The organism is Turicibacter sp. (assembly GCF_017941855.1).
GTDB lineage: Bacteria > Bacillota_I > Bacilli_A > MOL361 > Turicibacteraceae > Turicibacter > Turicibacter sanguinis.
On the sequence record NZ_JAGAVR010000035.1, the window covers coordinates 13,884 to 39,995 of the forward strand.

The 26,112-nt window shown below is 35.3% G+C and carries 24 protein-coding genes; 2 read left to right on the forward strand and 22 right to left on the reverse strand.

Annotated elements, in window-relative coordinates; genetic code table 11:
* Positions 1 to 53: 53 nt before the first annotated feature.
* Positions 54 to 764, reverse strand: coding sequence for a 4-hydroxy-tetrahydrodipicolinate reductase (gene dapB, locus J6D32_RS05585; protein WP_006785416.1), 711 nt, complete (start codon positions 762 to 764; stop codon positions 54 to 56).
* 94 nt (positions 765 to 858) lie between these two features.
* On the opposite strand from dapB, the gene J6D32_RS05590 reads away from it, so the two are divergent.
* Complete coding sequence (locus J6D32_RS05590) at positions 859 to 1,731, forward strand: YitT family protein (RefSeq protein ID WP_006785415.1); 873 nt, start codon at positions 859 to 861, stop codon at positions 1,729 to 1,731.
* Positions 1,732 to 1,772: 41 nt separating this feature from the next.
* Here J6D32_RS05590 and J6D32_RS05595 read toward each other — a convergent pair whose 3' ends face one another.
* The 21 genes from J6D32_RS05595 to J6D32_RS05695 all read right to left on the reverse strand — a co-directional run bounded on the left by J6D32_RS05595 (position 1,773) and on the right by J6D32_RS05695 (position 24,245).
* Complete coding sequence (locus J6D32_RS05595; RefSeq protein WP_006785706.1) at positions 1,773 to 2,501, reverse strand: zinc metallopeptidase; 729 nt, start codon at positions 2,499 to 2,501, stop codon at positions 1,773 to 1,775.
* A 90-nt stretch (positions 2,502 to 2,591) separates the two neighbouring features.
* Positions 2,592 to 3,842 carry a tetratricopeptide repeat protein gene (locus J6D32_RS05600; RefSeq protein ID WP_006785705.1) on the reverse strand — a complete coding sequence of 417 codons (1,251 nt, stop codon included), beginning with the start codon at positions 3,840 to 3,842 and terminating at the stop codon, positions 2,592 to 2,594.
* A 41-nt stretch (positions 3,843 to 3,883) separates the two neighbouring features.
* Entirely contained in the window at positions 3,884 to 5,152 is a 1,269-nt protein-coding gene (gene aroA / locus J6D32_RS05605) for a 3-phosphoshikimate 1-carboxyvinyltransferase (RefSeq protein WP_009607412.1), read from the reverse strand.
* A 2-nt stretch (positions 5,153 to 5,154) separates the two neighbouring features.
* Positions 5,155 to 6,222 carry a 3-dehydroquinate synthase gene (gene aroB / locus J6D32_RS05610; protein ID WP_006785703.1) on the reverse strand — a complete coding sequence of 356 codons (1,068 nt, stop codon included), beginning with the start codon at positions 6,220 to 6,222 and terminating at the stop codon, positions 5,155 to 5,157.
* Entirely contained in the window at positions 6,222 to 7,373 is a 1,152-nt protein-coding gene (gene aroC, locus J6D32_RS05615; RefSeq protein ID WP_006785702.1) for a chorismate synthase, read from the reverse strand. Before aroC ends, aroB begins: the two co-directional genes overlap by 1 nt.
* Before the next feature lie 12 nt (positions 7,374 to 7,385).
* On the reverse strand, positions 7,386 to 7,949 hold the full coding sequence (folE, locus tag J6D32_RS05620) for a GTP cyclohydrolase I FolE (protein WP_006785701.1): 564 nt from the start codon (positions 7,947 to 7,949) through the stop codon (positions 7,386 to 7,388).
* Positions 7,950 to 8,124: 175 nt separating this feature from the next.
* Positions 8,125 to 9,516, reverse strand: a complete 1,392-nt coding sequence (locus J6D32_RS05625) for a glycogen synthase (RefSeq protein ID WP_006785700.1) — start codon at positions 9,514 to 9,516, stop codon at positions 8,125 to 8,127.
* Between the two features lie 3 nt (positions 9,517 to 9,519).
* Entirely contained in the window at positions 9,520 to 10,785 is a 1,266-nt protein-coding gene (locus J6D32_RS05630) for a glucose-1-phosphate adenylyltransferase (RefSeq protein ID WP_006785699.1), read from the reverse strand.
* Between the two features lie 429 nt (positions 10,786 to 11,214).
* On the reverse strand, positions 11,215 to 14,775 hold the full coding sequence (nifJ, locus tag J6D32_RS05635) for a pyruvate:ferredoxin (flavodoxin) oxidoreductase (RefSeq protein ID WP_006785698.1): 3,561 nt from the start codon (positions 14,773 to 14,775) through the stop codon (positions 11,215 to 11,217).
* Positions 14,776 to 15,115: 340 nt separating this feature from the next.
* Complete coding sequence (locus tag J6D32_RS05640) at positions 15,116 to 16,888, reverse strand: NADH-dependent [FeFe] hydrogenase, group A6 (RefSeq protein WP_006785697.1); 1,773 nt, start codon at positions 16,886 to 16,888, stop codon at positions 15,116 to 15,118.
* A gap of 12 nt (positions 16,889 to 16,900) precedes the next feature.
* Positions 16,901 to 18,721, reverse strand: coding sequence for an NADH-quinone oxidoreductase subunit NuoF (gene nuoF / locus J6D32_RS05645; protein WP_006785696.1), 1,821 nt, complete (start codon positions 18,719 to 18,721; stop codon positions 16,901 to 16,903).
* A 24-nt stretch (positions 18,722 to 18,745) separates the two neighbouring features.
* Positions 18,746 to 19,114, reverse strand: a complete 369-nt coding sequence (locus J6D32_RS05650; RefSeq protein ID WP_006785695.1) for a (2Fe-2S) ferredoxin domain-containing protein — start codon at positions 19,112 to 19,114, stop codon at positions 18,746 to 18,748.
* A gap of 18 nt (positions 19,115 to 19,132) precedes the next feature.
* The gene (locus J6D32_RS05655) at positions 19,133 to 19,678 is read right to left on the reverse strand and encodes an ATP-binding protein (protein WP_006785694.1); all 546 of its coding nucleotides are present in this window, start codon (positions 19,676 to 19,678) and stop codon (positions 19,133 to 19,135) included.
* Positions 19,675 to 20,388 (reverse strand): PHP domain-containing protein, encoded by a 714-nt coding sequence (locus tag J6D32_RS05660; RefSeq protein ID WP_006785693.1) that lies wholly within the window; start codon positions 20,386 to 20,388, stop codon positions 19,675 to 19,677. The genes J6D32_RS05655 and J6D32_RS05660 overlap by 4 nt, the downstream gene beginning before the upstream one ends.
* Before the next feature lie 3 nt (positions 20,389 to 20,391).
* Complete coding sequence (locus tag J6D32_RS05665) at positions 20,392 to 20,724, reverse strand: hypothetical protein (RefSeq protein WP_229040068.1); 333 nt, start codon at positions 20,722 to 20,724, stop codon at positions 20,392 to 20,394.
* The gene (locus J6D32_RS05670) at positions 20,711 to 21,985 is read right to left on the reverse strand and encodes a [Fe-Fe] hydrogenase large subunit C-terminal domain-containing protein (RefSeq protein ID WP_006785691.1); all 1,275 of its coding nucleotides are present in this window, start codon (positions 21,983 to 21,985) and stop codon (positions 20,711 to 20,713) included. The genes J6D32_RS05665 and J6D32_RS05670 overlap by 14 nt, the downstream gene beginning before the upstream one ends.
* A gap of 12 nt (positions 21,986 to 21,997) precedes the next feature.
* Complete coding sequence (locus J6D32_RS05675; protein ID WP_006785690.1) at positions 21,998 to 22,423, reverse strand: ATP-binding protein; 426 nt, start codon at positions 22,421 to 22,423, stop codon at positions 21,998 to 22,000.
* Between the two features lie 20 nt (positions 22,424 to 22,443).
* Positions 22,444 to 22,788: a hypothetical protein gene (locus J6D32_RS05680; RefSeq protein ID WP_006785689.1), complete on the reverse strand. Its 345-nt coding sequence runs from the start codon at positions 22,786 to 22,788 to the stop codon at positions 22,444 to 22,446.
* A 59-nt stretch (positions 22,789 to 22,847) separates the two neighbouring features.
* Positions 22,848 to 23,324 carry an NADH-quinone oxidoreductase subunit NuoE family protein gene (locus tag J6D32_RS05685; protein ID WP_006785688.1) on the reverse strand — a complete coding sequence of 159 codons (477 nt, stop codon included), beginning with the start codon at positions 23,322 to 23,324 and terminating at the stop codon, positions 22,848 to 22,850.
* 457 nt (positions 23,325 to 23,781) lie between these two features.
* Positions 23,782 to 23,871, reverse strand: a complete 90-nt coding sequence (locus tag J6D32_RS05690; RefSeq protein ID WP_081448250.1) for a YjcZ family sporulation protein — start codon at positions 23,869 to 23,871, stop codon at positions 23,782 to 23,784.
* Between the two features lie 281 nt (positions 23,872 to 24,152).
* Positions 24,153 to 24,245, reverse strand: coding sequence for a YjcZ family sporulation protein (locus tag J6D32_RS05695; RefSeq protein WP_081448248.1), 93 nt, complete (start codon positions 24,243 to 24,245; stop codon positions 24,153 to 24,155).
* Positions 24,246 to 24,432: 187 nt separating this feature from the next.
* On the opposite strand from J6D32_RS05695, the gene J6D32_RS05700 reads away from it, so the two are divergent.
* A complete protein-coding gene (locus J6D32_RS05700) occupies positions 24,433 to 26,082 on the forward strand; it encodes a peptidylprolyl isomerase (protein ID WP_055165092.1) in 1,650 nt (549 codons plus the stop codon).
* Positions 26,083 to 26,112 lie beyond the last annotated feature (30 nt).

Genomic DNA, 26,112 nt, shown 5'->3' on the forward strand with positions numbered 1-26,112 from the left:
CAAGATAATCAATAAAAAACCTCCTTTATTATTTTAAGGAGGTTTTTATCTTCTTAATCAATTAAATGTTGTAATCCATACACCAGTTCATTTAAGTTTTCAACTTTTCGAATGGCTAAAATAATTCCTTTTTCAAATGAATGGCGGCTATTGGATTGATGGATGAGCTCAAGTGTTTGATAATCATCACTAATTAACACCTGATGTTTCGCTAAAATCCCTGGCATTCGAATACTATGCACATGAGTTGAGGCTAACTTTCGTTTCAAAGAACAGTCTAGTGTATTAGCTAAATAAACTGCCGTTCCTGATGGTTTATCTTTTTTATTGATATGATGATATTCTACAATTTCAAAATTATCAAAATAATGAGAACACATTTCCGTAAACTTATTAATTAAAATGGCACCAATTGAAAAGTTTGGGGCAATGACTCCGCGCCCTCCATATTGTCTGGCCACATCTTTTAAATAATCGACGTCAGCTTTATTAAATCCAGTCGTTCCGATCACAATCGATTTTCCTGATTTTAACATGAGTTCCGACGCTATTTTTGCAAATTCATAGACAGTAAAATCAACATACACATCAAACTCAATTTCATTAATTACTTTTTGAGGGTCTGAATATACGGGGATGTCACCCGTTAAATCTTCTACTTCACTCACACCAGCTACTAACTTTAAATCTTCCTCATTCTTCAATGCTTCGACAAGAAAGCTTCCCATTTTCCCATTTAAGCCACCCACTACTATCTTTTTCATCATCTCACCTCAAAATTTGTCTATTCGTTATAGTTTATTCATCCATTCATGATATAATAATAACTAATAGTAAAATATTCTAGGAGGTTCTAACGTGTCACAAAAATTATTAAAACAACTACTATTGATTTCTTTAGGAACCGCATTGATGGCTTTTGGAATTATAAATTTTGCCATCACTAATCACATGGCTGAAGGTGGATTTACAGGAATTACAATTATTTTATTTCATGTCTTTGGAATTAGTACGGCTGTTTCAAACCTACTCTTGAATATACCTATGTTAATTATCGGATACAAACAGTTCAGTAAAAAAGGATTTTGGCTCACGATTTTCGGAACGGTTATGCTGTCTGTTTTCCTAAGAATCTTTGAGATGATTGGACATATTATCCCCCCACTTCCAAATGATATGATTTTAGCTGCTATCGGAATGGGAGTCTTTGTGGGTTCTGGACTTGGGATTATCTTTAATGCGGGTGGAACAACAGGTGGTGTTGACATTATTGCTAAAATTATAAAAGATAAACTCGACATTCCAATGTCACGTACAATGTTCACTTTTGATGCTATTGTCATCACGATTTCACTTATTATTTTCTTATCATTTACAAATGCCATTTATACCATTATTGGGCTTTATATTGCTGCCATTATCATTGGAAAATTCCAAGAAGGTTTCCAGGCTGGACACAAGGTTCTCATTATTTCAAATAATTATGAACAAATTGCAGCTGCCATTCACACTAAAATGAACCGAGGGGCAACCTTTATTCATGGGATGGGAACTTATAATAAAAATGATAAAGTCATTGTCATGACCATTATCAATAAACGCGAGTTATCTTCTTTAAAAGAACTTATTTATAAAATTGATCCTCAAGCTTTCGTAACTGTAAGTCATGTTTATGAAACATTAGGAGAAGGTTTCACATTTGATTCAAATGGCATCCCATACTTTGATTAATATCTAAAAAAAATCCTATCTATCAAGATAGGATTTTTTTATTAGTCATTATTTCGTTGATTAAAAATCATAATCAAACGTAATAACTCGGCAATCGCAACTACAGCTCCCGCTACATACGTTAAAGCTGCTGCCGTTAAGACTTTACGTGCCCCAGCTTTCTCTTCATTACCATATAAAATATTTAATTCACCTAACTGTGTTAGAGCACGAGCTGAGGCATTAAATTCAACTGGTAATGTCACGAGTTGGAATAATACAGTGATTCCGACCATGATAATTCCAAGTAATAAGAAGTTTCCTCTTCCTAAAACAAATCCAAGTAAGATGGCAATATAACCAAATTTATTCGCGAAATTAACCAGTGGGAACATTGCCGAACGGAATTGTAGCGGGGCATAGGCATTCGCATGTTGAATGGCGTGTCCACACTCATGTGCCGCTACGGCAACCGAAGCAATCGAGTTTCCACGATAAATATCACTTGATAAACGAACCGTTTTACGAGTTGGATCATAGTGATCACTCAAACGACCACCCACTTCTGTTAAATGAACATGTTGTAATCCATTCATATCTAAAATACGTCGCGCTACTTCTGCTCCCGTCATTCCAGATGAATTACGGACACGAATGTAGTGATTAAACGTTGACGTTAACTTAGCCTGTGCGAGCATTGGGACAATTAACGCAATTAATAGATAAATGATGTATGAAGAATCCATATACATTCCCCCACCATATCCATACGGACTATAATATAAAAACATTACTGATCACCTCAATCAATATCTTATTTAGAATGTATTATACCTCTTTTAAGACAAACTGTCTTGATTATGTAAATTCTTTTACAATTATTACATCAAATTCTCTAGAAGTTCGCGAGCTGGTGTTGCAGATGGGTCTAACTGTAAAATACGTTCTAATAGCTTAATCGCTTCGTTAGATAATCCTTCTTCAATTAAGAACTGAGCATAATCAAATAAAAATTCAACGTTATCTGCAAATAATGCGGCTCCTTGTTCAAAGCACGCTTTTGCCTCATCATATTCTTCTAACTCTAGATAAGCAATCGCTAAGTCCCAAGTAAAATGATCATCATATAATCCATTTTCTTCATAATGTTTAATATTATGAACCACTTCCTCATAATCTTCTAACATTAAACAAATACGGTTGCTTCTTAGAGCTGACTCTAAATCTTCAGGGTCTAAATTTAAAGCCTCATAGTACGCATCACGAGCGGCTTCAAAATCTTTTAACTTTTCTAATGCTGTTCCTTTAATCGAATATAGCTCCGCATTATACTCATTATGTGTCATTCCTTCTGCAACCATTTCTAATGCTTTTTCATAATCTTCTTCTTTTAAGTAGATTTTAGCTAAAATCGGATAAATCGTATCGTAAGAAGGATCTAATTCTTTTAATTCTTGGAATACTTTCTTTGCCTCAACCTCATCATTTAATTGATAAGCTAAAAACCCTTTATTAAATAGTTGATCGGTATTTAATTTTCCAAAATATTTTTCTGATAACTCAAATTGTTCTAAAGCTTTTTCAAACTCACCAATATGAGAATAGCAGGTAGCTAAACGATCATACACGTTAATTTCAGCTGATAAGCCACATTCAATTAAATCTAAATATAAATTTAAAGCCTGCTCGAATTCTCCGATATGATGATAAAACTCTGCATAAGCTAATTTAATCAAATCATTTTTAGGTTCTAAGGTCATTGCTTTTTTTAATTTATCTTCGGCTACTTCGAATAACCCCTGAGCAATATACATATCAGCCTCTAGTAATAAAACACTCACATCTGACTCATCATCACTTCCTGATAATAAATCTAATGCTTTTTCATCTTCCGCTAAATCTAAATATAAATCAGCTAGGAATGTTCTTAAATTCGTTTCATGCGGATATTTTGAAATTAATGGCTCTACTAATTCAATCGCAGCTGAAACACGTCCCAGTGCCGCAAAAATTTGTGCTACTAAGAAAATTTCATCATCGTTAGCATGAAAAGCAAAATGTTGCATTTGTTCAACGACTTCTTCTGTTATTTGTCCTTTTTCATATAATTCAATAAACGTTTCAATTGTCATATAAAACACCTCTATTTTTCTATCTTCAACATCATTCTCACTTATTTTAAAACTTTTTGCATATGCACTAAAAAGTCAGGATATGAAATATTCATCGCTTGCATCTCTTCTATTTCAAGCTCATTTTTCATCAATAATGATGCCACATATAACATCATTGCAATGCGGTGATCACCATGGCTTGAGACTAAAGCAGGGTGATAGCTCAGATTAATATCGCCGTTAATAACCATACCATCTTCGGTTGAGAAAAGGTTGGCACCAATGGCTTTTAACTCTCCAACCGTCACATCAATTCGATTCGTCTCTTTTACTTTTAATTCTTCTGCATCTTTAATGATGGTTTGTCCCATCGCTTTCGTTGCCAGTAAGGCGATGATCGGAATTTCATCAATTAAACGAGGAATCATCTCACCTTCAATGATAATCCCCTTTAAATCTTTCGTATACTGAACTCGAATATCCGCCACTCGCTCACCACCAAAATAACGCTCATTTTGGATAGTCAGACGTCCTCCCATTTGCAAGAGGACATCCACAATGCCACAGCGAGTTTCATTTAGACCCACATTTTTAAGGATAAGGTCACTGCCTTCAACCATTAAGGCTGCTACCATAAAGAAAGCCGCCGATGAAATATCAGCTGGAACAAAGACTTGGCCTGGCGTTTTTGGCATCTGAGGCCCACTTAAGGTAATCACACGGTTCTCCTTATTATAGACAATTTGGAAATCTTCAAACATTTTTTCCGTATGATCACGCGTCGGAACCGGTTCATGGATTTTCGTTTCTCCACTTGCAAACATAGCCGCTAACATAATAGCTGACTTCACCTGAGCACTTGCTACTGGTAATTCATACTCAATTCCATTAAGACTTTGTCCTTTAATCGTAGCTGGCAACGTCTGATCATGTGTTAATTCAATGCAAGCTCCCATTTGTTTTAATGGACTTGTCACACGTTTCATTGGGCGCTTTGACAATGAAGCATCACCAACTAACGTTAGCGTTGTTGGAAGAGCGCTTAACACCCCCATCAATAAACGTGCAGTCGTTCCTGAATTTCCGGCATCAAGAATGGAATTTGAATAGGTAAATCCATCTACACCTGGGCTATCGATGATTAATTGATTAGCCGTTAATTGATACGTCACCCCAAACTGTTTAAAAATTTCAAGCGTGCTTAAACAATCAGCCCCTAGTAGCGGGTCATGAATGACAGTTTGTCCAGTTGCTAAACTACTTAGAATAATAGCACGATGCGTAATCGATTTATCTCCTGCGACTTGTAACTCTCCACTTAAACGCATCTTTATAACCTCCTATCGTTCATCCATTTTAAAAACTGCTTAACATATCGTTTCGTCTCTTCACGCGTCAAACTAACAAGGCATGGAGACTGTTTATCATCTAATAATACAAATCGAATCAATTGTCGATCATTTTTCTTATCATGATCCATATAGTTTAAATACGTTTCAATCTTCTCTTCTTCTAATAAAATCGGATAATTTAATTTAACTAATGTGTTTAAATACTTCATCAAATCAACTTGAAGGAATAGTTTTTCCTGACTTACAAAAAGAGCAAAAGCCATCCCAATTGCGACAGCTTCTCCATGAGAAAGGGATGGATACACCAGTTCAACAGCATGGCCAAACGTGTGCCCAAAGTTTAAAAAAGCACGTTGTCCTTTTTCAAATTCATCAGCCTCTACAATCACTTGCTTCACCTTTAGGCTGTCAATTAAAATCGGTGAAAAAGAAGGGTGCTTTAACGGTTCAAGAGATGGATAACTCATCAGTTTTGTTAGTAAATCATCATTTGCAATAAAACCATGTTTCAGCATTTCAGCAAATCCACTACGCCACTCTTTATCACTTAACGTCTTTAAAAAATCAAGATGATAAATAACGGCAAGAGGAGGATAAAATGCACCAATTAAATTTTTACCAAGCTCATGATTAATGGCAACCTTTCCACCAATCGCACTATCGTGTGCCAATAGCGTTGTTGGGATTTGAATAAAATCAATCCCTCTCATGTAAGTCGCACTGACGAATCCAGCTAAATCTCCGACAACGCCCCCTCCAAAAGCTAACACTAAACCACGACGATCGACCTGATGTTCAATTAAAAACGTCTGAATTTCATAATAATTTGATATAGATTTAGAAGACTCGCCTGGTTTTATCACGAAAACAGGGGACTCAGAAGGTAAATACTCTTTCAGTTGCGCGTAGTGAAGATCATAAACCGTTTGATCGGTTATCACCACAACTTGACTCGCCTTTTGAATAAATGGATTTAAGGAGGCTAAACAATCTCCGACATAAATGGGATACGTGGAATGCTTCGTTTGAATCATTAATTTTTGCATTAGTATAACCTCACATATTCACGATAAGCATTCATCGAATCGATTAGTTGGCTCATTTGATTTGATTGAAACTCGTCTATTATAGCAGTTGCAACTTCAATAGCCACCACCGCTTCTAAAACAACACCTGCCGCCGGAACCACACAGGTATCGGAGCGTTCAATCATACTTTCTTCAACTGCTTTCGTTTCAATATGAATGGATTGAAGGGGTTGATACAGTGTTGGAATTGGTTTAATCATCGCCTGAATAACAAGTGGCATTCCATTGGTCATACCTCCTTCAAATCCACCATAATGATTTGTTTGTCTGGTATATCCGTTATCGTAAGTAATTTGGTCATGAACCTGACTTCCAAAGTGACTTGAAGCCATCATCGCATCTCCAAAGTAAACGCCTTTAACCGACTGAACACTCATCACCGCTGCTGCTATCTTTGCATCTAATTTACGATCAAATTGAACATAACTTCCAATTCCAGCTGGAACATTTTCAACGAGAACCTGAACCACTCCTCCAAGTGAATCTCCCTTTGATTTCGCTATATCAATTTCTTGACACATCGCCTGTGAGGCTTCTACATCAAGACAGCGCACTAAAGACTTTACTGCCTGTAATTTAATCTTTTCAACGGTTACCTCTTCTATATTTGCCGATACGTTCCCAATTTGTAAAACATGAGCCCCCACTTCAATCTCAAGAGCTTTTAAAACTTGTTTAGCTACCGCTCCAACTGCAACTCGAATTGCTGTTTCACGAGCTGATGAACGTTCAAGGACATTACGTAAATCACGATGTCCATATTTAATCGCACCCACCAAATCGGCATGGCCAGGGCGTGGCACTTTTTTTATTTCATAATCCTGTTCATCAATTGGAGCAACTGACATCGTTTGGCCCCAATTTTTATTATCTTTATTTTTTATGATTAACGTAATGGGGGATCCAAGCGTCCTACCATGTCTAACTCCGCTGACAATTTCAACACGATCTGTTTCAATCTTCATTCGATCTCCACGTCCGTATCCACCTTGACGAATTTTCAACTCTTCATTAATCATCTCGGCTGTTAACTCAAGTCCAGCTGGAATTCCTTCGATAATAGCCGTTAATTGGGGACCATGTGATTCACCACTTGTAAAATATCGCATCTACCTCACCTCTTAACCTTTAATTAAATTTAAGACTTCTTGACGAAGTGCGATCTCTTCTTTAAACACACCTGTACTATAAATGGTCTTTGTAATAGCTCCTGGCTTTTTAATTCCTCTCATCACCATACACATATGTTCCGCTTCGATAACAACCATAACCCCTTTAGATTGAAGGGTTTCAACAATAGCATCGCCAATTTGTTTTCCCATACGCTCCTGTAATTGGGGGCGTTTAGACACAATATCCACGACACGTGGAATTTTACTTAATCCAACAACCGCATCATTTTCTGGATAATACGCGACATGCACACGCCCGAAAAACGGTAATAAATGATGCTCACACATCGAATGGAACACAATATCTTGGACTAATACATATTGATCATATTCTTCACTGAAATAAACTTGTAAATGTTTTTTGGGATCATCGTGTAAACCTGAAAAAACCTCTTCATACATTCTAGCCACACGTGCTGGTGTATCAATTAACCCTTCACGACTTGGATTTTCCCCAATGGCCTCTAAAATCATCTTAACTGCTTCTTCAATTTTATTTTTATCAACTGACATTGCTTATCACCTTTTTATTAGATTTCGACATTTTTCCATATATGATATTTTACCATAATCTTATCTTTTTCTCTTACTTTTTAGTTTTTACTTTTTTAGAAGTCCTTATCAATCTCAAAACATAAAAAAAGCATAGAAATCACTAATTCAAAACTAGTCATTTCTATGCCTATTATTAAAACATCGACTGATATAATTCCACGTATCGCTGCGCGGATTGTTCCCATGAATAATCCCCTGTCATCCCACGTTTCATTAATAATTGCCAAGTCTCTTTATCCTGATAATAAAAACTTAAAGCTCGGCGGATGGTATACATCATATCGTGCGCATTATAATTCGTGAAACTAAATCCATTTCCTTCTTTCGTGAATTCATTAAAGGCGTGTACCGTATCATTCAATCCACCTGTTTCACGAACAATTGGAACTGTTCCGTATCGAAGTGAAATAAGTTGTGATAATCCACATGGCTCATATAAAGAAGGCATTAAGAACATATCACTTGCTCCATAAACTAAATTAGCAAGTGCCGCATTATATCCAAAGTAAACCCCAAGCTTTTGCGGATAACGATCGCGAAGAGATTGGAAAAATGCTTCATACTTCGCCTCTCCCGATCCTAAAATAAAGAATTGAACATGATCATGGATTAACATTTCTTCCATCACACAGGCCATTAAATCCAAACCTTTTTGAGAATCTAATCGTGTGACCACTCCAATTAAAGCCATTTCTTTATTAACTTCCATTCCAAAGCGGCGTTGTAACTCTTCTTTATTATCAGCTTTTAAATAAAGCGTCTCAACTGAATATTGACTACGCAGTGATAAATCAACCTCAGGATTAAACAAATCCACATCAATTCCATTGACGATTCCACTTAAATCCGCTTTTCTCATCCATAAATTATGATTTAAATGCTCTCCATAAAAATCAGTAAGGATTTCTTTCGCATATGTTTCACTTACTGTATTAACCTTCGTCGCATATTGAATTCCAAGTTGCATGTAATTAATGCTAATATCATCAAACCGATACCCAAGTGCACGAACTGCTTGAGAACTGAAAATACCTTGGAAACGAAGATTATGAATGGTATAAAGTGTTTTCGTATCATAATAAAATGGATCTGCATAATAACGTTGATGCATAAAAAATGGAATTAATCCCGTTTGCCAATCATTAGTATGAATGACATCTGCTTGAAAGTTAATATTTTTTAATAATTTTAATGTGATTTCACAAAACATCGCAAATTGATAATCACGATCATCATTTTCATAAATTGAATCACGATTTGAAAAAAGTGGTTCAAATATTAAATAATATTTAACACCTTCTGATTCAACACAGTTAATCCAGAACGTTTTTCCCATTAACTCTACATTCGTTACCCAATAAGCTCCCTGAAGTAATCCTTCAGGAATTTGCTTATAGGCTGGCAAAATGACACGAACATCATGTCCAAGTTTAGCTAATGCTTTCGGTAAGGCATAGGCAACATCAGCTAATCCTCCCGTTTTAATAAACGGATATACTTCAGAGGATACAAAGGCTACTTTCACCAGTTATGCCTCCTTAGACGGACGGATTGTTCGACCACATGTAATGATTTGTTCATTAAAATCGTTTGCTTCTGCATGAGGGAAAATACGAACATTTCGTTCAATAATTGTCCCTTCTGGAATACATACACCCTTACCAATAACATTTAATCCACTTGATAAAACATTTGGTTTTTCTTCATTTGGACAATGTACTTTTCCTCGTCCAATGATTGAACCTTTTCCAATGACAACATTTTTATCAATGATCGCTCCATCAATGATACACCCCTCTTCAATCACTGTATCATTCATGATAACACTGTTTCGAACGATTGCATTTGGATGAATATGTACCCCTGGACTAATAACACATTTTGTAACAGATCCTGCGATAATCGATCCATTAGAGATTAAACTTTGGCATACTTGCGCCTTTGAACCAAACTTAGCTGTTGGTTTTTCCTCACTTCTTGTATGAATAACCCAATCTTTGTCATACATATCTAATTGAATTTTATCAACCGTTGTTGTTAATTCTAAGTTTGACTCCAAGTAAGACTCATAAGTTCCTACATCTTTCCAATAGCTATTAAAACGATAAGAATACACATTTCCATGATGAATTAAGTGAGGAATAACATCACCACCAAAATCTAATCCTGTTTTTTTCAACTCTTGTAAAGTATTAATTAAAACATCTGTTGTGAACACATAAATCCCCATTGAAGCTAAATTACTTTTTGGCTCTGCTGGCTTTTCTTCAAACTCAATAATGCGTCCATTTTCATCATCTGTTAAAATTCCAAAGCGTGAGGCTTCTCTAATATCCACTTCTTGAGCACAGACCGTTACATCTGCTCCCGTTTTAATATGTTGATCGATTAAAGGACGATAATCCATTTTATAGATATGGTCACCCGATAAAATCAACACATAATCAGGATTTTTACGTTTAATATAGCTAATATTTTGATAAACAGCATCTGCTGTTCCAGTATACCATTCATCAGATGACAATCCTTCACATGGTTGTAATAGCGTCACCCCTGTATTTTTACGGTCAAAATCCCACGCTTGTCCAACCCCAATATGTTCATTTAATGATAATGGTAAGTATTGAGTTAAAATTCCAATATCATATATTTCTGAATTTGAGCAGTTACTCAAAACGAAGTCAATAATTCTGAATTTCCCTGCAAATGGAACACTAGGCTTAGCTCTTCCTAATGATAAAATATCAAGTCTTGATCCTCGTCCTCCGGCTAAAATCATGGCTAATGTTTTCATTTAATAATCCCCCATTCTTCCTTGCAATATTTCGGCCATCTCTATTTCTTTTTTATCATTTCCTCCATGACCCTCTTTATTACCTCATAATCCTAACACGACTAAACGTTTGATTTTAGCGTCTTTTGTCAGATGATTATTAATTCATATTATTTTTTAGTAACCCGTTACACACAAACTATATGAAAGCGGTTTATTTTTTGGTTTTTATTTGTTTTTTGTAGTTTTTTGTTCACCTTTGTCGTTTTATTATGCGATACATTGCCCTAACAAAATAATTCTCAATACATAAACATTCTACGTTTCCTTTCTAATATATCCTTTAAGTCTGAGACCATCTTGGCTATTTTCTATCCTGTTTTATAAAAGCTTCACCTTCGATTAGACATAAAAAAAACAGGTCAGATTAACTGACCTGTTTCATCTATATTATTCGTTTGTTTCAATTGCTTCTTCTGAATAGTCAAGAGCAGCCATACGTTCTAATTGACGATAACGACGTTGTGCTTCTTTTCTATTTTCATCTAATAAGCGTTGTGCATGCTCAGGGTTGATTTTTGTAACTTGAGCATAACGAGCTTCACTCATTAAGAAGTCTTGATATTTATCCCAGTTTGGTGCTTTAGAATCGATTGTTAATGGGTTTTTACCTTGATCGATTAATTTTGGATCAAAGCGATATGTTGGCCAATATCCACATTCTGTTGCTAATTTAGCTTGAGATTGGCTATTAGCTAATCCACCCTTAATACCGTGAGCGATACATGGTGAGTACGCTAAGATAATTGATGGACCTTCATGAGCTTCTGCTTCCATGAATGCTTTTAATACTTGAGCTTGGCTAGCACCATGAGAAATTTGAGCAACATATACGTGTCCATAAGACATTGCAATCGCTGCTAAGTCTTTTTTCTTACCTGATTTACCAGCCGCAGTAAATTTAGCAATTGAAGCGGCACGAGAAGATTTAGATGATTGTCCACCAGTATTTGAGTAAACCTCTGTATCTAATACTAAGATGTTAACATCTTCATTATTAGCGATAACGTGGTCTAATCCTCCATAACCGATGTCATATGCCCATCCATCTCCACCTACAATCCAGTTAGATTGTTTAACGATGTAATCTTTTAAGTCTAAAATTTCTTTAACTGCTTCATTAGCTGATGAAGAAATAGCAACTTCTAATTGTGGTGCTAATGCTTTTGTTACTGAACCATTATGACGGTTATCTAACCATTTCGTAAATAATTCTGCTAATTCAGCTTCTACGTTTTCCATATTTTCTTCCATGATGATTCCAATACGGTTACGTAATGTCTCAGCAGCCACATGCATACCAAATCCGAATTCTGCATTATCTTCGAATAATGAGTTAGCCCATGCTGGTCCTTCTCCATTAGCATTTGTAGTATAAGGTGTTGCTGGGAATGAACCACCATAGATTGATGAACATCCTGTTGCATTGGCAATTGTCATACGATCACCGAATAAACGAGTCATTAATGTTAAATATGGAGTTTCTCCACATCCAGCACATGCTCCAGAGAATTCGAATAATGGTTGAGCAAATTGAGCACCTTTAACTGTTGTTTTTGGTAATAAATCATCTTTATAAGTTACTTTATTGAAGAAGTAGTCAGAACGTTCTGCTTGTCCTGCTTCTAATTCTTCACTAATTGGAACCATAACTAAGGCTTTATTTCCTTTTTTACCTGGACAGATATGTGCACAAACTTCACATCCTGTACAATCCAGTGTTGAAACTTGGATACAATATTCTAATCCATCTAATCCTTTTCCAATCGCTTTTAATGTACGTGTTCCTTCTGGAGCTTGTTCTTTTTCTGCTTCAGTCACTAAGAATGGACGGATAACAGCATGAGGACAAACGAACGCACATTGATTACATTGGATACAGTTTTCTTCAATCCATTTTGGAACGAAGTTTGCAATCCCACGTTTTTCATAAGCCGCAGAACCATTTACCATTGTTCCATCAGCATAATCAACGAATGCTGAAACTGGTAAATTATTTCCATCATTATGATTAATTGGATCAGCAATTGTTTTTACGAAGTGTGGTCGAGTTTCATCAACATGAACTTCTTCGTCTGTTAAGTTGGCCCATGCTGGGTCTACTGTTAACTCAACTAATCCCTCTGCTCCTTTATCAATAGCAGCGAAGTTCATTGAGATAATTGCTTCACCTTTACGTGAATATAATTTTTCAACATATTTTTTCATTAATGTTTGAGCTGTTTCATATGGCATGATTTGCTCATTTAATTTGAAGAATGCAGATTGCATGATTGTATTAGTTCGACGTCCTAATCCAATTTCTTTAGCTAATGTTACGGCATCAATTAAGTATACTTTCGCATTTTTCTCTGCTAATTGTTTTTTGAAACTATTTGGCCACATTTCAACGATTTCTTCTTTAGAGTGAACAGTATTTAATAAGAATGTTCCTCCTTGACGTAATCCACTAATCATATCGTATTTACCAATGTATGTATCCATTGAACAAGATACGAAACTTGGAGTTGATACTAGATATGGAGCACGGATCACATCTTTACCAAAACGTAAATTAGAACGTGTTAAACCACCTGATTTTTTTGAATCGTATGCAAAGTATGCTTGTGCATATAAGTCAGTATTTTCTCCGATGATTTTAATTGTATTTTTATTAGCTCCGATTGTCCCATCAGATCCTAAACCGAAGAATAAAGCTTCTGTTACGTGATCTTCTAATACCATGATTTCTTTATTAATTGGTAATGATTTGAATGTTACATCATCGACAATACCAACTGTGAAATCATCTTTTTGTTCTCCAGCTAAGTTTTCATACACTGCTAAAATATGTGAAGGTGTTGTATCTTTTGAAGATAAACCGAAACGTCCTCCAATAATTTTTGGTGCATTTTCACGACCATGGAAGATTGAACGTACATCTAAACATAATGGTTCACTTGGTGCTCCTGGTTCTTTTGTACGGTCTAATACTGCAATACGTTCTACTGTACTTGGCAATACTTTGAAGAAGTATTCAGAACTAAATGGACGATATAAGTGAACTGTAATTAAACCAATTTTACGTCCTTCAGTTTTAATTAAATAATCAATTGTTTCTTTAATTGTTTCTGTAATTGATCCCATTGCAACGATAATATCTGTTGCATCTTCTGCTCCATAATACATAAATGGTGCATAAGGACGACCTGTAATTTCAGAAATTTTTTCCATATAATCTGCTACAATACCAGGAACTGCATCGTAGTATTTATTTTGTACTTCGCGTGTTTGGAAGTAAACGTCGTCATTTTGTGCTGACCCTTTAGTTACTGGGTGGTTTGGGTTAATCGCACGTGAACGGAATTCACGAACTTTGTCATAATCTAATAATTTTCCTAAGTCCTCGTAATCCATTACTTCAACTTTTTGAATTTCATGTGAAGTACGGAATCCGTCAAAGAAGTGTAAGAATGGAACACTTGATTTGATAGCTGCTAAGTGAGCAACCCCTCCTAAGTCCATCACTTCTTGAACTGAGCTTGTTGCAAGCATCGCAAATCCTGTTTGACGTGCTGCATAAATATCTTGGTGATCCCCAAAGATTGATAATGCTTGTGCAGCAAGAGCACGAGCAGAAACATGGATAACGCCTGGTAATAATTCCCCTGCGATTTTATACATGTTAGGAATTTTTAATAATAAACCTTGTGATGCTGTATATGTTGTTGTTAAAGCCCCAGCTTGTAAAGAACCATGAACGGTACCAGCTGCCCCAGCTTCAGATTGCATCTCAACAAGCTTAACTGGCGCACCAAATAAGTTCTTTTTACCTTGTGAAGCCCATAAATCTGTATATTCTGCCATTGGAGTCGAAGGCGTAATTGGATAAATTCCCGCTACTTCTGTAAAAGCATAAGAAACATATGCAGCTGCCTGACATCCATCCATTGATTGGAACACTTTAGACATAACATTAACCTCCCTGATTTTAATACATTTTGTAATATATACACGATACAATTATACTATACCTAACACTAATCAACAACGAAAGCAAAATGCTTTTATTTCATTTTTATACATTTAATACCATACCGCATAAACGTTAGTCACAAACCTATTTACTAACCTTTATTCCAGCTAATATCATCAAATTTTGATTTAAAACATTATAACTTTTCATAATCAATTAAATCTCGGTTACAGTTATAGTATACCTAAACTCTTAAAACTATCAAAGGAATATGCTTTAAAATAAAAACATTTAAACATTATAATCAAATACGACTCGTATTTACTATAATCTTGATTAGTTTGTTTCGTTTAACTTTTTTATATACAAGTCTTTTTTCTCATAATGAGTATGTAGTAACTCATGAGCTAAATGACTGTTTGGTGTTCCTAAATATTCTGCATATACGTTTTGAATCACAGGATTTTCATGCGATTTTCGAATGACTTGGGCTTTATCATCTTCATAAAGAGCTTTTGCTCGTTCTTCTCGTATATCTAATCCTTTATTAAATAAGTGAGCTGGAATATGAGGTTGTCCTCCTCCAGCAACACATCCGCCACTACATCCCATCACTTCAATAAAATGGTAAGGTTTATCACTCGTTAATAACTGATTCACTGTTTCAAGCGCTTGTTTTCCACCATGAATAACTGCTACATTCAAAGTTAAATCGCCAACGGTTAAGGTTGCCTCTTTAACGCCTTCAACACCGCGTACTGCTTCATATTCAATTTGTTCTAAAGATTGACCACTTAATACATCTGCTGCTGTTCTTAAGGCCGCTTCCATTACACCACCTGTTGCCCCAAAAATAGTTCCAGCACCACTATATTCACCAAGTGGTTGATCAAATGTTTCATCTGGTAATGCATTAAAATCTAATCCATACATGCGAATCATTCGAGCCAATTCTCGCGTTGTGATGGATGCATCAACATCCGCTATTCCATTAACCGCTAATTCTTCACGTTTTAATTCAGTTTTTTTAGCTACACACGGCATAACAGAAACACAATAGATCGATGATTTATCAATATTATTTTTTTCTGCCCAATAAGACTTTAAAATAGCTCCAAACATTTGTTGTGGTGATTTACAAGTCGAAAGATGTGGTAAGACATCTGGCATATATTGTTCCGCCAATCGAATCCATCCTGGAGAACAAGATGTAATCATTGGAAGGACTCCTCCCTGTTGAATTCGATTAACCAATTCATAAGCTTCTTCCATAATCGTTAAGTCAGCACTAAAGTTTGTATCAAAAACTTTACTGCTTGGTCCTCCAATACGACGAAGTGCAGCCGCAATTTTTCCAGTTACACATGTTCCAATTGGTAAATTAAATTCTTCTCCAAGTGCTGCGCGAACAGCAGGGGCAACTTGAAAAACAACCATTTTATTTGGATCGTTGATAGCTTCAACAACTTGATTAATATTTGAATGTTCTTGCAATGCGGCGGTTGGACAAGCGGCAATACATTGTCCACAATGAATGCAACCTGCGTCATCCATACATGCTTCAAACGCTGGACCGATATAAGTTTTGAACCCACGTTGATTAAAAGCTAAAACCTCAACCCCTGCTTTTTCACGACATGCGGCAACACAACGTCCACATAAAATACATTTTGATGTATCACGCACAATTGAATATGAATCATCTCGATAAATCGTTTCTCGACGTTCCCCTTTAAAATGACGACCCGTACATCCTAAATCATTTGATAATTGTTTTAGTTCACAGTTATGATTTCGCACACAAGTTGTACACTCGACATTATGATTAGCAAGTAGTAACTCAACCGTCATTCTTCTTGAATCTAACACTTTACTTGAATGAGTGTGAACCTTCATTCCCTCCGAAACTTTCATATTACAAGCCGTCACAAGCGAACGAGCCCCTTCTACTTCAACCACACACACTCGACAAGCACCTGTTTCATTTAAATCTTTTAAAAAACATAAGGTTGGAATTTTAATTCCCGCTTCGCGTGCAGCTTCTAAAATCGTATAATGAGACGGAACTTGCAAAGCTATTCCATTCATTGTGAGATTGACTAATTCCATTTCTAATCCCCCCTATCGCTTTACAATTGCACTAATTTTTGGTGGACAAGTAGCCATACAAGCCCCACACTTAATGCAATCTACTTTATTAATCACATGACGACGACGTCCTGTTTTTTCATTCACTACTTCACCAACCGGTTTAATACATGATGCTGGGCAGGCTTTGGCGCACATTCCACATCCAATACATTTATCGGTAATAAAGTATTCTAATAACTTCGTACAAACCCCTGATGGACAGCGTTTATCAACAACATGAGCTAAATACTCATCCTTAAAATGAGAGAGTGTTGATAGAACTGGATTGGGTGCTGTTTGACCGAGTCCACATAAAGAACTTGATTTAATATATTCTGCTAAATGTTCTAACTCATCTAAATCGGAAAGCTCACCTTTTCCTTCGGTAATTCTATTTAAAATTTCCATCATGCGTTTTGTTCCTTCACGACAAGGTGTACATTTTCCACATGACTCATCACATGTAAAATCTAAATAAAATCTTGCGATATCAACCATACAGTTATCTTCATCCATAATAATCATTCCACCTGATCCCATCATAGATCCAAGCTTCACTAAATTATCAAAGTCAATTTCTGTATCTAACAGTTCTTCTGTTAGACATCCTCCTGATGGTCCTCCAGTTTGTGCAGCTTTAAATTTTTTACCGTTTGGAATCCCTCCTCCAATACCGTAAATCACTTCTTTTAATGTTGTTCCCATTGGAATTTCAACTAATCCGGTGTTGTTAATCTTTCCACCTAAAGCAAAAACTTTTGTTCCTTTTGATTTTTCAGTCCCAATCCTTGCGAACCACTCTCCACCTTTTAAAATAATGAGTGGAACATTGGCATAAGTTTCAACATTGTTTAATAACGTTGGTTTTCCCCATACCCCTTTAACAGCTGGAAATGGTGGTCTTGGCCTTGGCATCCCGCGTTTTCCTTCAATTGATTCAATTAAAGCTGTTTCTTCACCGCAAACAAAAGCTCCCGCACCTAGTCGTAACTCAATATCAAAGTTAAAATCTGTTCCGAAAATTCCATGACCAAGTAATCCATATTCTCGTGCTTGTTCAATGGCAATGCTTAACCGTTTAACAGCAATCGGATATTCAGCGCGAACATAAATATATCCTGTATCAGCCCCGATAGCGTATCCAGCCAAAGCCATTGCTTCCAAAACTGAGTGTGGATCTCCCTCTAAAATAGAACGATCCATAAAGGCTCCAGGATCCCCTTCATCTGCATTACAGGCCACATATTTTTTATCTGATTTTGATTTATAAGTAAACTCCCATTTAAGACCTGTTGTAAAACCACCACCACCACGGCCTCTTAATCCTGATTTTTTAACTTCTTCAATGACTTGTTCTGGTGTCATTTCAGTCAAAGCTTTTCCTAAGGCACGATATCCATCATGTGCAATATACTCATCGATATTTTCTGGGTTAATATTCCCACAATTTCTCAGAGCAACCCTTGTTTGTTTGGCATAAAATTCTACTTCATTAACTGCTTTAATTTCACCTTCTTCTAAAGCTTCTTTGAATAAAAGATCTTTAATAATACGACCTTTTAATAAGTGTTCTTCTGCAATACGTACTGCATCGCTAACTTGAACTTTAGAATAGAACGTTCCTTCTGGATAAACGATAACGATAGGTCCAGCTTCACAAAGACCAAAGCACCCAGTCATAACCACTTGTACCTCTTTATCAAGTCCTAACCGTACAAGATGATTAACAAGTTCATGTTTAATTTCCTTTGATTTTGATGATGTACAACCTGTTCCCCCACAAATCAAAACATGTGACCGATAAAACTGCATCTATACCCCTCCTTCTATTTTTTACTAGTTCGTCACTGCACCAATTGTATATTCTGATACGATGTTTCCATTAACTAAATGTTCTAAAACTACTTTTTTAACTTTTTCAGGTGTCATATGAACATAAGTTGTTTTCCCAAATGCATCAAAAACATCAAACATCGGCTCATATGTACACATTCCAATACATCCTGTTTGAGTAATCACGACATGTTCAAGATGTCTTTGATTCACTTCATTAACTAATTCATTCAAAACAGGACGTGCCCCTGCTGAAATACCGCAAGTCCCCATTCCAACAACCACACGAACTTCTTTCCCTTCATGATCGCGCAATTGTAAATTCTTTAAGGTTTTTTCACGGATTTCTTCTAATTCCTTTAAAGTTTTCATATCAGAACCCCTTTACTATTAGTAAGTTGTGAAGGCAAAATCCCCTTCTTTTAATTCTTTATTAATCCAATTCATCACCTCTTGATGATTAATCGGTAAATCCTTGATCACTTCTTTCACAAGTTGCGTAGAAAATAAATAGTCTAACTCATCATTTTGATGCTCATAGATAAAATCAATGTTTGGTTCTAAATAAATTAAAGATGCAATCGTATTATGAATCTCACCAAAAGGAGGTCGATCAATATGACTAAGTTTGATTGTACTCCTCACTTCAGTCCCAACCCCGATTTCAGATTGAATGAAGACGTCTCCCTCACATCTTGAAGACATCGCCATTAAAAGGGGAATCCCAAGTCCAACTTTTCGGGTCGTACGGGTTGTAAAAAATGGATTTTTAACTTGCTCTAACATCTTTTGACTCATGCCACATCCATTATCTTTAATGACCATGATGAGTTGATCATTTTTTTTAGATTCAATGAACTTAATTTCGATGAGTGTTGCCTTTGCACGAATCGAGTTCATTGTTAAATCTAATAAGTGTAAGGAAAGATCTCTCATTTCTCCTCCTTCTTAACATAAGAAAAAAAGTCGAAGCGAGACTTATTTTCTAAAATTATGACATTTTCAGCTTCACTGATATCGCCTAATTGATGGGCATCAGAATTAATAAAAACTAAATAGTCTCCCCATTTAGGCGAGGCTTTATCTTTTTTTAAAACGTAGGCATTTAATTCAACACCATCAATTAATAAATCTGGAGGAATGAACCCTAGGTTTGTCAAAATACTGTGTTCTCTTTTATTCAGATGCGCAGCTATGACAACACCTCCTATTTCATGGACCAATTTAATAACATCTTGAATCGTTAGCGTGGTCGATTGAATTAACAGTGGTTTAACCCTTTCAATCACTTCATCCTTTTCATTCATGACCCACTGAGTTCCAAAAAATTCAGGACGATTTTCAATCATCCCTAGATGTTTTTCAGTAACTTCCCCTATTTTCATCATCGCTTCTAAACTATCGGTATAGCAAAGTAGGTGTACTCCTTCAATGGTCTCAATTTCAATACCTGGAATAAATAAGATATTCTCTTTTTCACAAATCTTAGCAACTGGTCCCATATTTTTGACACTATTATGATCGGTCAGTGAAATCATATCGAGACCTTTAATTTTAGCCATTAAGACAATATTATTTGGGGTCATAGACTCATCAGCACAAGGTGATAAGGCCGAATGAATATGTAAGTCATAGTACAGCTTCATTCTTTAACTTAACGACAGTAATGCTTGAATCATTTCAACTGCACTACTATTTGTTTGCATCAATGCTATCTTGTGCTCTTTTGCTAATTGAATGGTTTCTTCTGGGATTTTAACCCCTTCTAAAACAATAACCCCACTTAATTCTAAAAGACTTGCAATTGCAATCACATTAGGATGAGCTTGAACGGTTAGCCATAACTGGCCTTTTTTCGCTTTTCCCATGACAAAGCTCAATAAATCACCAATATAAAAGCCTTCAACCTGTGTTATTTCTAAATCTTCACCACAAATTAATGTTAATCTTGAATCTAATAAAACTTGACTAAGTGTCAACATTATCACCTCTTTTTTTCTGTGTTAAAACAATACAATCCTCTAATCGTTTTAATCCAGCAACAATATCTTCCGCCAAAGCTCGACAAGAAGGTGACCCACATGCACAACAATCAATATTTGGGAGCTGATGATAGATGTCATTAATCTGTTGTAATTTGACTAATGAAGTAAAGAAATCATCATCTAATTTTGAAATATCAAAATGCTCTAATTCACTTTCAAATACCCAATCATAGGTATCAGACAATTCTTTTAGCATTTGTTTTTCCAACGAATCTGAAGGAATCACACTTTTGACGAGACGATTAATTTTACTCTTAGCAATGAATGGATTTTCAAGTGTGAATGTCCCTCCAACACAGCCACCTACACATGCATAACACTCTAAAACATTGATATGATTCAATTGCCCCATATCTAATTTTTCTAAAATTTCAACCACTTGATTCATTCCATCAACAGATAAACAATCAATTAATTGGGTAATTCTTCTAATCCCACCTACTTTAGCACATAAAATTCCGTTTAAAGAAACCGTGTGATTCAGCGTTTGAGGCGGATCATTTTCAATATGCTTTAAAATATCTTTGAAAATAGTTGAAAGTAAAAAGACGAAATTAATATTAGATTCCTTTTTACCGATCGGTTGTTTTATTTCCATATAATTAGCTAAACATTCGCTGATATAACTAATTCCGACTTCATCTGGATTCATCTTTAGTTGCTTTGCATACCTTTTTCGAATTAACTTGGCACAAATTTCAATTGGAAAATCAAATGGAACAAGATGATGATTCAAATCAGAATACTTAACTTGAATAAGTTTGACCACACTGGGACAGTGCGTCAAAATATATGGCATATTAGACAGCTTGCAACTTGTCACATAAGATTCAATTTTTTCTCCTAAACATTCATAAACAATTGAACTATCAAAAACAGCATCGAATCCAATATCATATAACGTTTGGTACACAATATTTAAATCTTCTAAATCTTTTATCATGCCATAAATCGCAATCGGTAAAATAGCCACATTAAACGGATATTGATTTAATTCTTCTAATCGCTCTTTTTTTAAGTCAAAGGCATGAACATGGCAAGTTGTAAAACATGCTCCGCAATTCACACACTTTTCTTCTATTAATTTGACTTTTCCATTGACAATTCGAATTGCTTCCGTAGGACAAACACGCATACATCGTGTACAACCGATACAATCATCAAAGTTTATTTTAATGCGATGATTATATCCTTTCATTTCATTAACCTCCTAACTAGGAATGAAATATGTCATACGAATAAATGTTCCGCCATTCGATGATTTAATTTCAAACTCATCTGAATGTTTTTTCATATTCGGCAATCCCATTCCGGCACCAAATCCCATTTCACGGGCTTTTTCTGATGCAGTCGAAAAACCCGCTTTCATCGCTAAATTAATATTTTCAATGCCTGGACCTTGATCAATAGAATATAGATGAATAGCTGAATTTGAAATTTCTAATTCAATGTCTCCACCCAGTGAGTGAATGACTAAATTAACTTCTGCTTCATAAGAGCAAATGACAATTTTCCGAATCAGTTCTCTAGACAACCCAAGCTGAGACAAGTATTTTTTAATTTCACTCGATACTTTTCCTGCATTCAAAAAATCATCTGCTTTTACTTTAAACACAAATCGTATATTATTCTTCATTTAGCCACCCTGCCATTTCATCAGACTTGTAATCCAACTAATCCCTCTTGATATAAAATTCCACTTGCTTCATACATCGTTAAATGCGTTCCTAGTAAAATCATATGATGATGTTTAGCTAATTCAATCATCTCTTGATTGGGTTGCTTTCCTCTTACAAATACAATGTACTTAATATCTAACATTTCAGCTGTACGTAGGGTCTGTACATGAGCAAGACCAGTAATCAATAAAATATCTTGATTAACATATGCCAAAACATCACTCATCAAATCGCAGGCAAAAGCACTCTCAATCTCATCATCTAATTGAAATTTAGTGAAGCACTTTGCATCTAGAAGACTCATAATCGTTGATACTTTCAACAATGTTCCCCCATTTCTACCTTCTAAAAAATACAACGCTTACATAATTGAATAATTCACTAGTTGTATTTTTTAAGAATACTAGATACTTGTGAAGCATCCATCTTTCCGTAAACATCGTCATTAATTGTAATAACCGGTGCTAGTCCACAAGCACCAATACATCTTGTAGCTACCAATGAAAATTTTCCATCTGATGTTGTTTGTTCAGGTTCAATCCCTAATTCCTCTTTGAATTTCTGTAAAATTGCTTGAGCACCTTTTACATAACAAGCTGTTCCTAAACAGACCCCGATCACATTTTCACCTTTTGGTTCAGTTGAAAATTGAGAATAAAAAGTCACGACCCCATGAATTCTTGAAACTGAAATCCCAGTGCGATTTGAAATAAACTTTTGAACTTCTAATGGAATGTAACCAAAAATATCTTGCGCCTCATGTAAAATTGGCATCAACCCTTCCGTCTCACTTAAATGTGATTGAATAAACACATCTAGCTTATTGAAATTCTCTGATGTTAAGCTTGTATGTTCCATAATAACCTCCCCTTTATTTTGGATTTCAAGGAGATTATACGATACCCCCTATTGCTTTGCAATGTGCCATCCACGTATTAATAATATTTATTTTTTCATTCTGTAATATTTCACACAATCTCTGTTTGTAATCGTTTTATACTTCCATTTTCCCACTCTTAAATGTCGAAAGAACATGCCTTTATAATTAAAGTCCCTTTCCCATCAAAAGATACCATTTAAAAACACAATCAATAGGATCATTTCCTTTGTTCAATTTAACATTTTCTTATTTTAAAGTATAAGGTTATGATGATTGTCAGACACTATATTAGGCGTTACCTTTTACAAAAAAAGAGACTTAACTTTCGTTAAGTCTCTTCCTCACCACCCTCTTCTGTCCCATTCTAATAGAAAACAATGGTGATATTTTCACTTCACACTTTAACCATTTACAAATTTTTTCGTATTTATATCGTTAGCAACCTAGTCCAACACCACAGCAGCATCCGATGATTACTAATAAAATAAATAAGACTAAAATAAATGCAAAATTATTTCCACACATAACTAACTCGCTCCCTTAATAATCACTAATTTTTTGTTCTTTTAAGAAAAGAACACTGAAACCTTTTTATCTAGGAATTAATTTAAAGCCTGATTAGAAAGCTCCAAATCCGCATCCACATCCGCATGCAATAATCACTAATAAGATGAATAAGACTAAAATAAATGCACAGCTATTTCCACACATAACAAGTTCGCTCCCTTAATAATCACTAATTTTTTGTTCTTTTTAAGAAAAGAACATTGAAACTTTCTTTATCTAGGAATTGATTTACAGCTTAATTAGAAAGCTCCAAATCCGCATCCGCATCCACATCCGATGATAACTAATAGGATGAATAATACTAAGATAAATGCACAACCATTACCGAACATTAATCTCAACTCCTTTCAAATTTCCCACTAAGTTTCCTGAGCTAATATATACTATGGTAAATTCATAATTTGGTTTATGTTTTTACCGAAATTCCACAAAAACCTACCAAAAATATATTGTTACCCATTTTGAAAAATGCTATCATTAAAAACGTTATAATATACCAATTAAGAGGATGTGAAAGTGATGAAAAAGTACTTCGCTGCAGCAGCCGCACTAGCCGTAACCTTAACGTTAGGTGCCTGTTCAAATAAAGATGAAGTGAGCATTAAATTACCAAATGGTAACGAGAATTTTATTACATCAGATGTATACAACGTAACTAAGCAAGAATTATTCAATGACATGGTTGAAACTGGAGGAATTGTAGCTCTACTTAATCAAGTGGATTACGATGTTTTATCAACAAAATATGAGATTGATACGACTCAAATTGATCAAATGATTGACATGTATAAATCAATTTATTCCGACTTCGATCAATTCTTAGCTCTTCAAGGATTCAATTCTGAAGAGGAGGTTCGCGAATATTTAGCATTAAATTTATATCGTGAAGCTGCTGTTAAAGCATCAATTACTGTAACAGATGAAGAAATTCAAGCGCGTTACGACGAAACATATAAAAAAGAGGAAACAACAATTGAGGAATCTTCTTCTGAAGCAACTACTGATGAAACAACAACTGAAGAAGCTACAACTGAAGAAATTCCAACGCTTGATGAGGTAAAAGATTCAATTACAGAAACATTAGTAAAAGAAAAAATGACAGATGAAGTTGTTGTAGCTGCCCTTGCTAAAGAGCGTGAGGATGCTGGATTTACAATCTATAATACGTTCTTACAAGATCAATACAAAGAAATCTCTTCAACTTATACTGAAAACAAAACTAAGAGTGATTTAATCGCTAAAACAAATGAAAAAGAATATACTGTTGAAGACTTATATAATGAATTAGTTCCTGCCTATGGATTATCAACTGGAATCTCAATCCTTGATACTCATCTATTAGAAGATAAATACTCTTATGATGAGAAAGAGGTTAAAGCTTTAATCGATGAGTTTAAAGTGAACTGGGGAAGCAACTACTATGCTTATATGGCACAATACGGATTAATGAACGATGAGGAAATCTTCAATTACTTCAAACTTGCTGCCTTACAAGATGCTGCTTTCGCCGCTGAATACCCAATTACTGACGAACAATTACAAGCTGCTTATAATGAATACACACCAAATATTAGCGCTCGTCACATCTTAGTAGAAGATGAAGAAACAGCTAAAGATTTAATTGCACAATTAGATGCTGCCGAAGATAAAGAAGCTAAATTCGAAGAATTAGCAAAAGAATATAGTAAAGATGGTTCAGCATCAAATGGCGGAGATTTAGGATCATTTGGAAAAGGTCAAATGGTATCTGAATTTGAAAATGCCGCATTTGCTTTAAACGTTGGTGAATACACTGAAGAACCCGTTAAAACACAATATGGATACCATGTTATCTACAAATATGCAGAAGATGAAAAGCCATCATTCGATGATTTAAAAGATGAATTAGAAACAACAATTCGCTCTGAAGAATATACTCAATTAAAATTAGAAGCGATTTTAATTAAATATCGTACAGAAGCAAATGTTAAATTCACAGATGAATCAGTTCAAAAACGTTATGATGCAATCGTAGCTAACATTCAAGATTCTTTATCTGCTGAAGAAGGAACTGATAACACAACAACTGAAGAAACTGCTACTCAATCATCAGATGATGTAACAACTGATGATGTAACAACTGATGAAGGAACAGACGCTTCTGATAACACAGAAGAAGCCGCTGAATAAAAAAAAGACTGAGAAGAAATTAAATCCTTC

What these genes read in the sequence shown, in the direction of transcription:
- dapB (WP_006785416.1), bottom strand. Translation starts at nt 764, where the DNA reads ATGAAAAAGATAGTAGTGGGTGGCTTAAATGGGAAAATGGGAAGCTTT.
- J6D32_RS05595 (WP_006785706.1), bottom strand. Translation starts at nt 2,501, where the DNA reads ATGTTTTTATATTATAGTCCGTATGGATATGGTGGGGGAATGTATATG.
- J6D32_RS05600 (WP_006785705.1), bottom strand. Translation starts at nt 3,842, where the DNA reads ATGACAATTGAAACGTTTATTGAATTATATGAAAAAGGACAAATAACA.
- aroA (WP_009607412.1), bottom strand. Translation starts at nt 5,152, where the DNA reads ATGCGTTTAAGTGGAGAGTTACAAGTCGCAGGAGATAAATCGATTACG.
- aroB (WP_006785703.1), bottom strand. Translation starts at nt 6,222, where the DNA reads ATGCAAAAATTAATGATTCAAACGAAGCATTCCACGTATCCCATTTAT.
- aroC (WP_006785702.1), bottom strand. Translation starts at nt 7,373, where the DNA reads ATGCGATATTTTACAAGTGGTGAATCACATGGTCCCCAATTAACGGCT.
- folE (WP_006785701.1), bottom strand. Translation starts at nt 7,949, where the DNA reads ATGTCAGTTGATAAAAATAAAATTGAAGAAGCAGTTAAGATGATTTTA.
- J6D32_RS05630 (WP_006785699.1), bottom strand. Translation starts at nt 10,785, where the DNA reads ATGAAAACATTAGCCATGATTTTAGCCGGAGGACGAGGATCAAGACTT.
- nifJ (WP_006785698.1), bottom strand. Translation starts at nt 14,775, where the DNA reads ATGTCTAAAGTGTTCCAATCAATGGATGGATGTCAGGCAGCTGCATAT.
- J6D32_RS05640 (WP_006785697.1), bottom strand. Translation starts at nt 16,888, where the DNA reads ATGGAATTAGTCAATCTCACAATGAATGGAATAGCTTTGCAAGTTCCG.
- nuoF (WP_006785696.1), bottom strand. Translation starts at nt 18,721, where the DNA reads ATGCAGTTTTATCGGTCACATGTTTTGATTTGTGGGGGAACAGGTTGT.
- J6D32_RS05650 (WP_006785695.1), bottom strand. Translation starts at nt 19,114, where the DNA reads ATGAAAACTTTAAAGGAATTAGAAGAAATCCGTGAAAAAACCTTAAAG.
- J6D32_RS05655 (WP_006785694.1), bottom strand. Translation starts at nt 19,678, where the DNA reads ATGAGAGATCTTTCCTTACACTTATTAGATTTAACAATGAACTCGATT.
- J6D32_RS05660 (WP_006785693.1), bottom strand. Translation starts at nt 20,388, where the DNA reads ATGAAGCTGTACTATGACTTACATATTCATTCGGCCTTATCACCTTGT.
- J6D32_RS05665 (WP_229040068.1), bottom strand. Translation starts at nt 20,724, where the DNA reads ATGTTGACACTTAGTCAAGTTTTATTAGATTCAAGATTAACATTAATT.
- J6D32_RS05670 (WP_006785691.1), bottom strand. Translation starts at nt 21,985, where the DNA reads ATGAAAGGATATAATCATCGCATTAAAATAAACTTTGATGATTGTATC.
- J6D32_RS05675 (WP_006785690.1), bottom strand. Translation starts at nt 22,423, where the DNA reads ATGAAGAATAATATACGATTTGTGTTTAAAGTAAAAGCAGATGATTTT.
- J6D32_RS05685 (WP_006785688.1), bottom strand. Translation starts at nt 23,324, where the DNA reads ATGGAACATACAAGCTTAACATCAGAGAATTTCAATAAGCTAGATGTG.
- J6D32_RS05690 (WP_081448250.1), bottom strand. Translation starts at nt 23,871, where the DNA reads ATGTGTGGAAATAATTTTGCATTTATTTTAGTCTTATTTATTTTATTA.
- J6D32_RS05695 (WP_081448248.1), bottom strand. Translation starts at nt 24,245, where the DNA reads ATGTTCGGTAATGGTTGTGCATTTATCTTAGTATTATTCATCCTATTA.
- J6D32_RS05700 (WP_055165092.1), top strand. Translation starts at nt 24,433, where the DNA reads ATGAAAAAGTACTTCGCTGCAGCAGCCGCACTAGCCGTAACCTTAACG.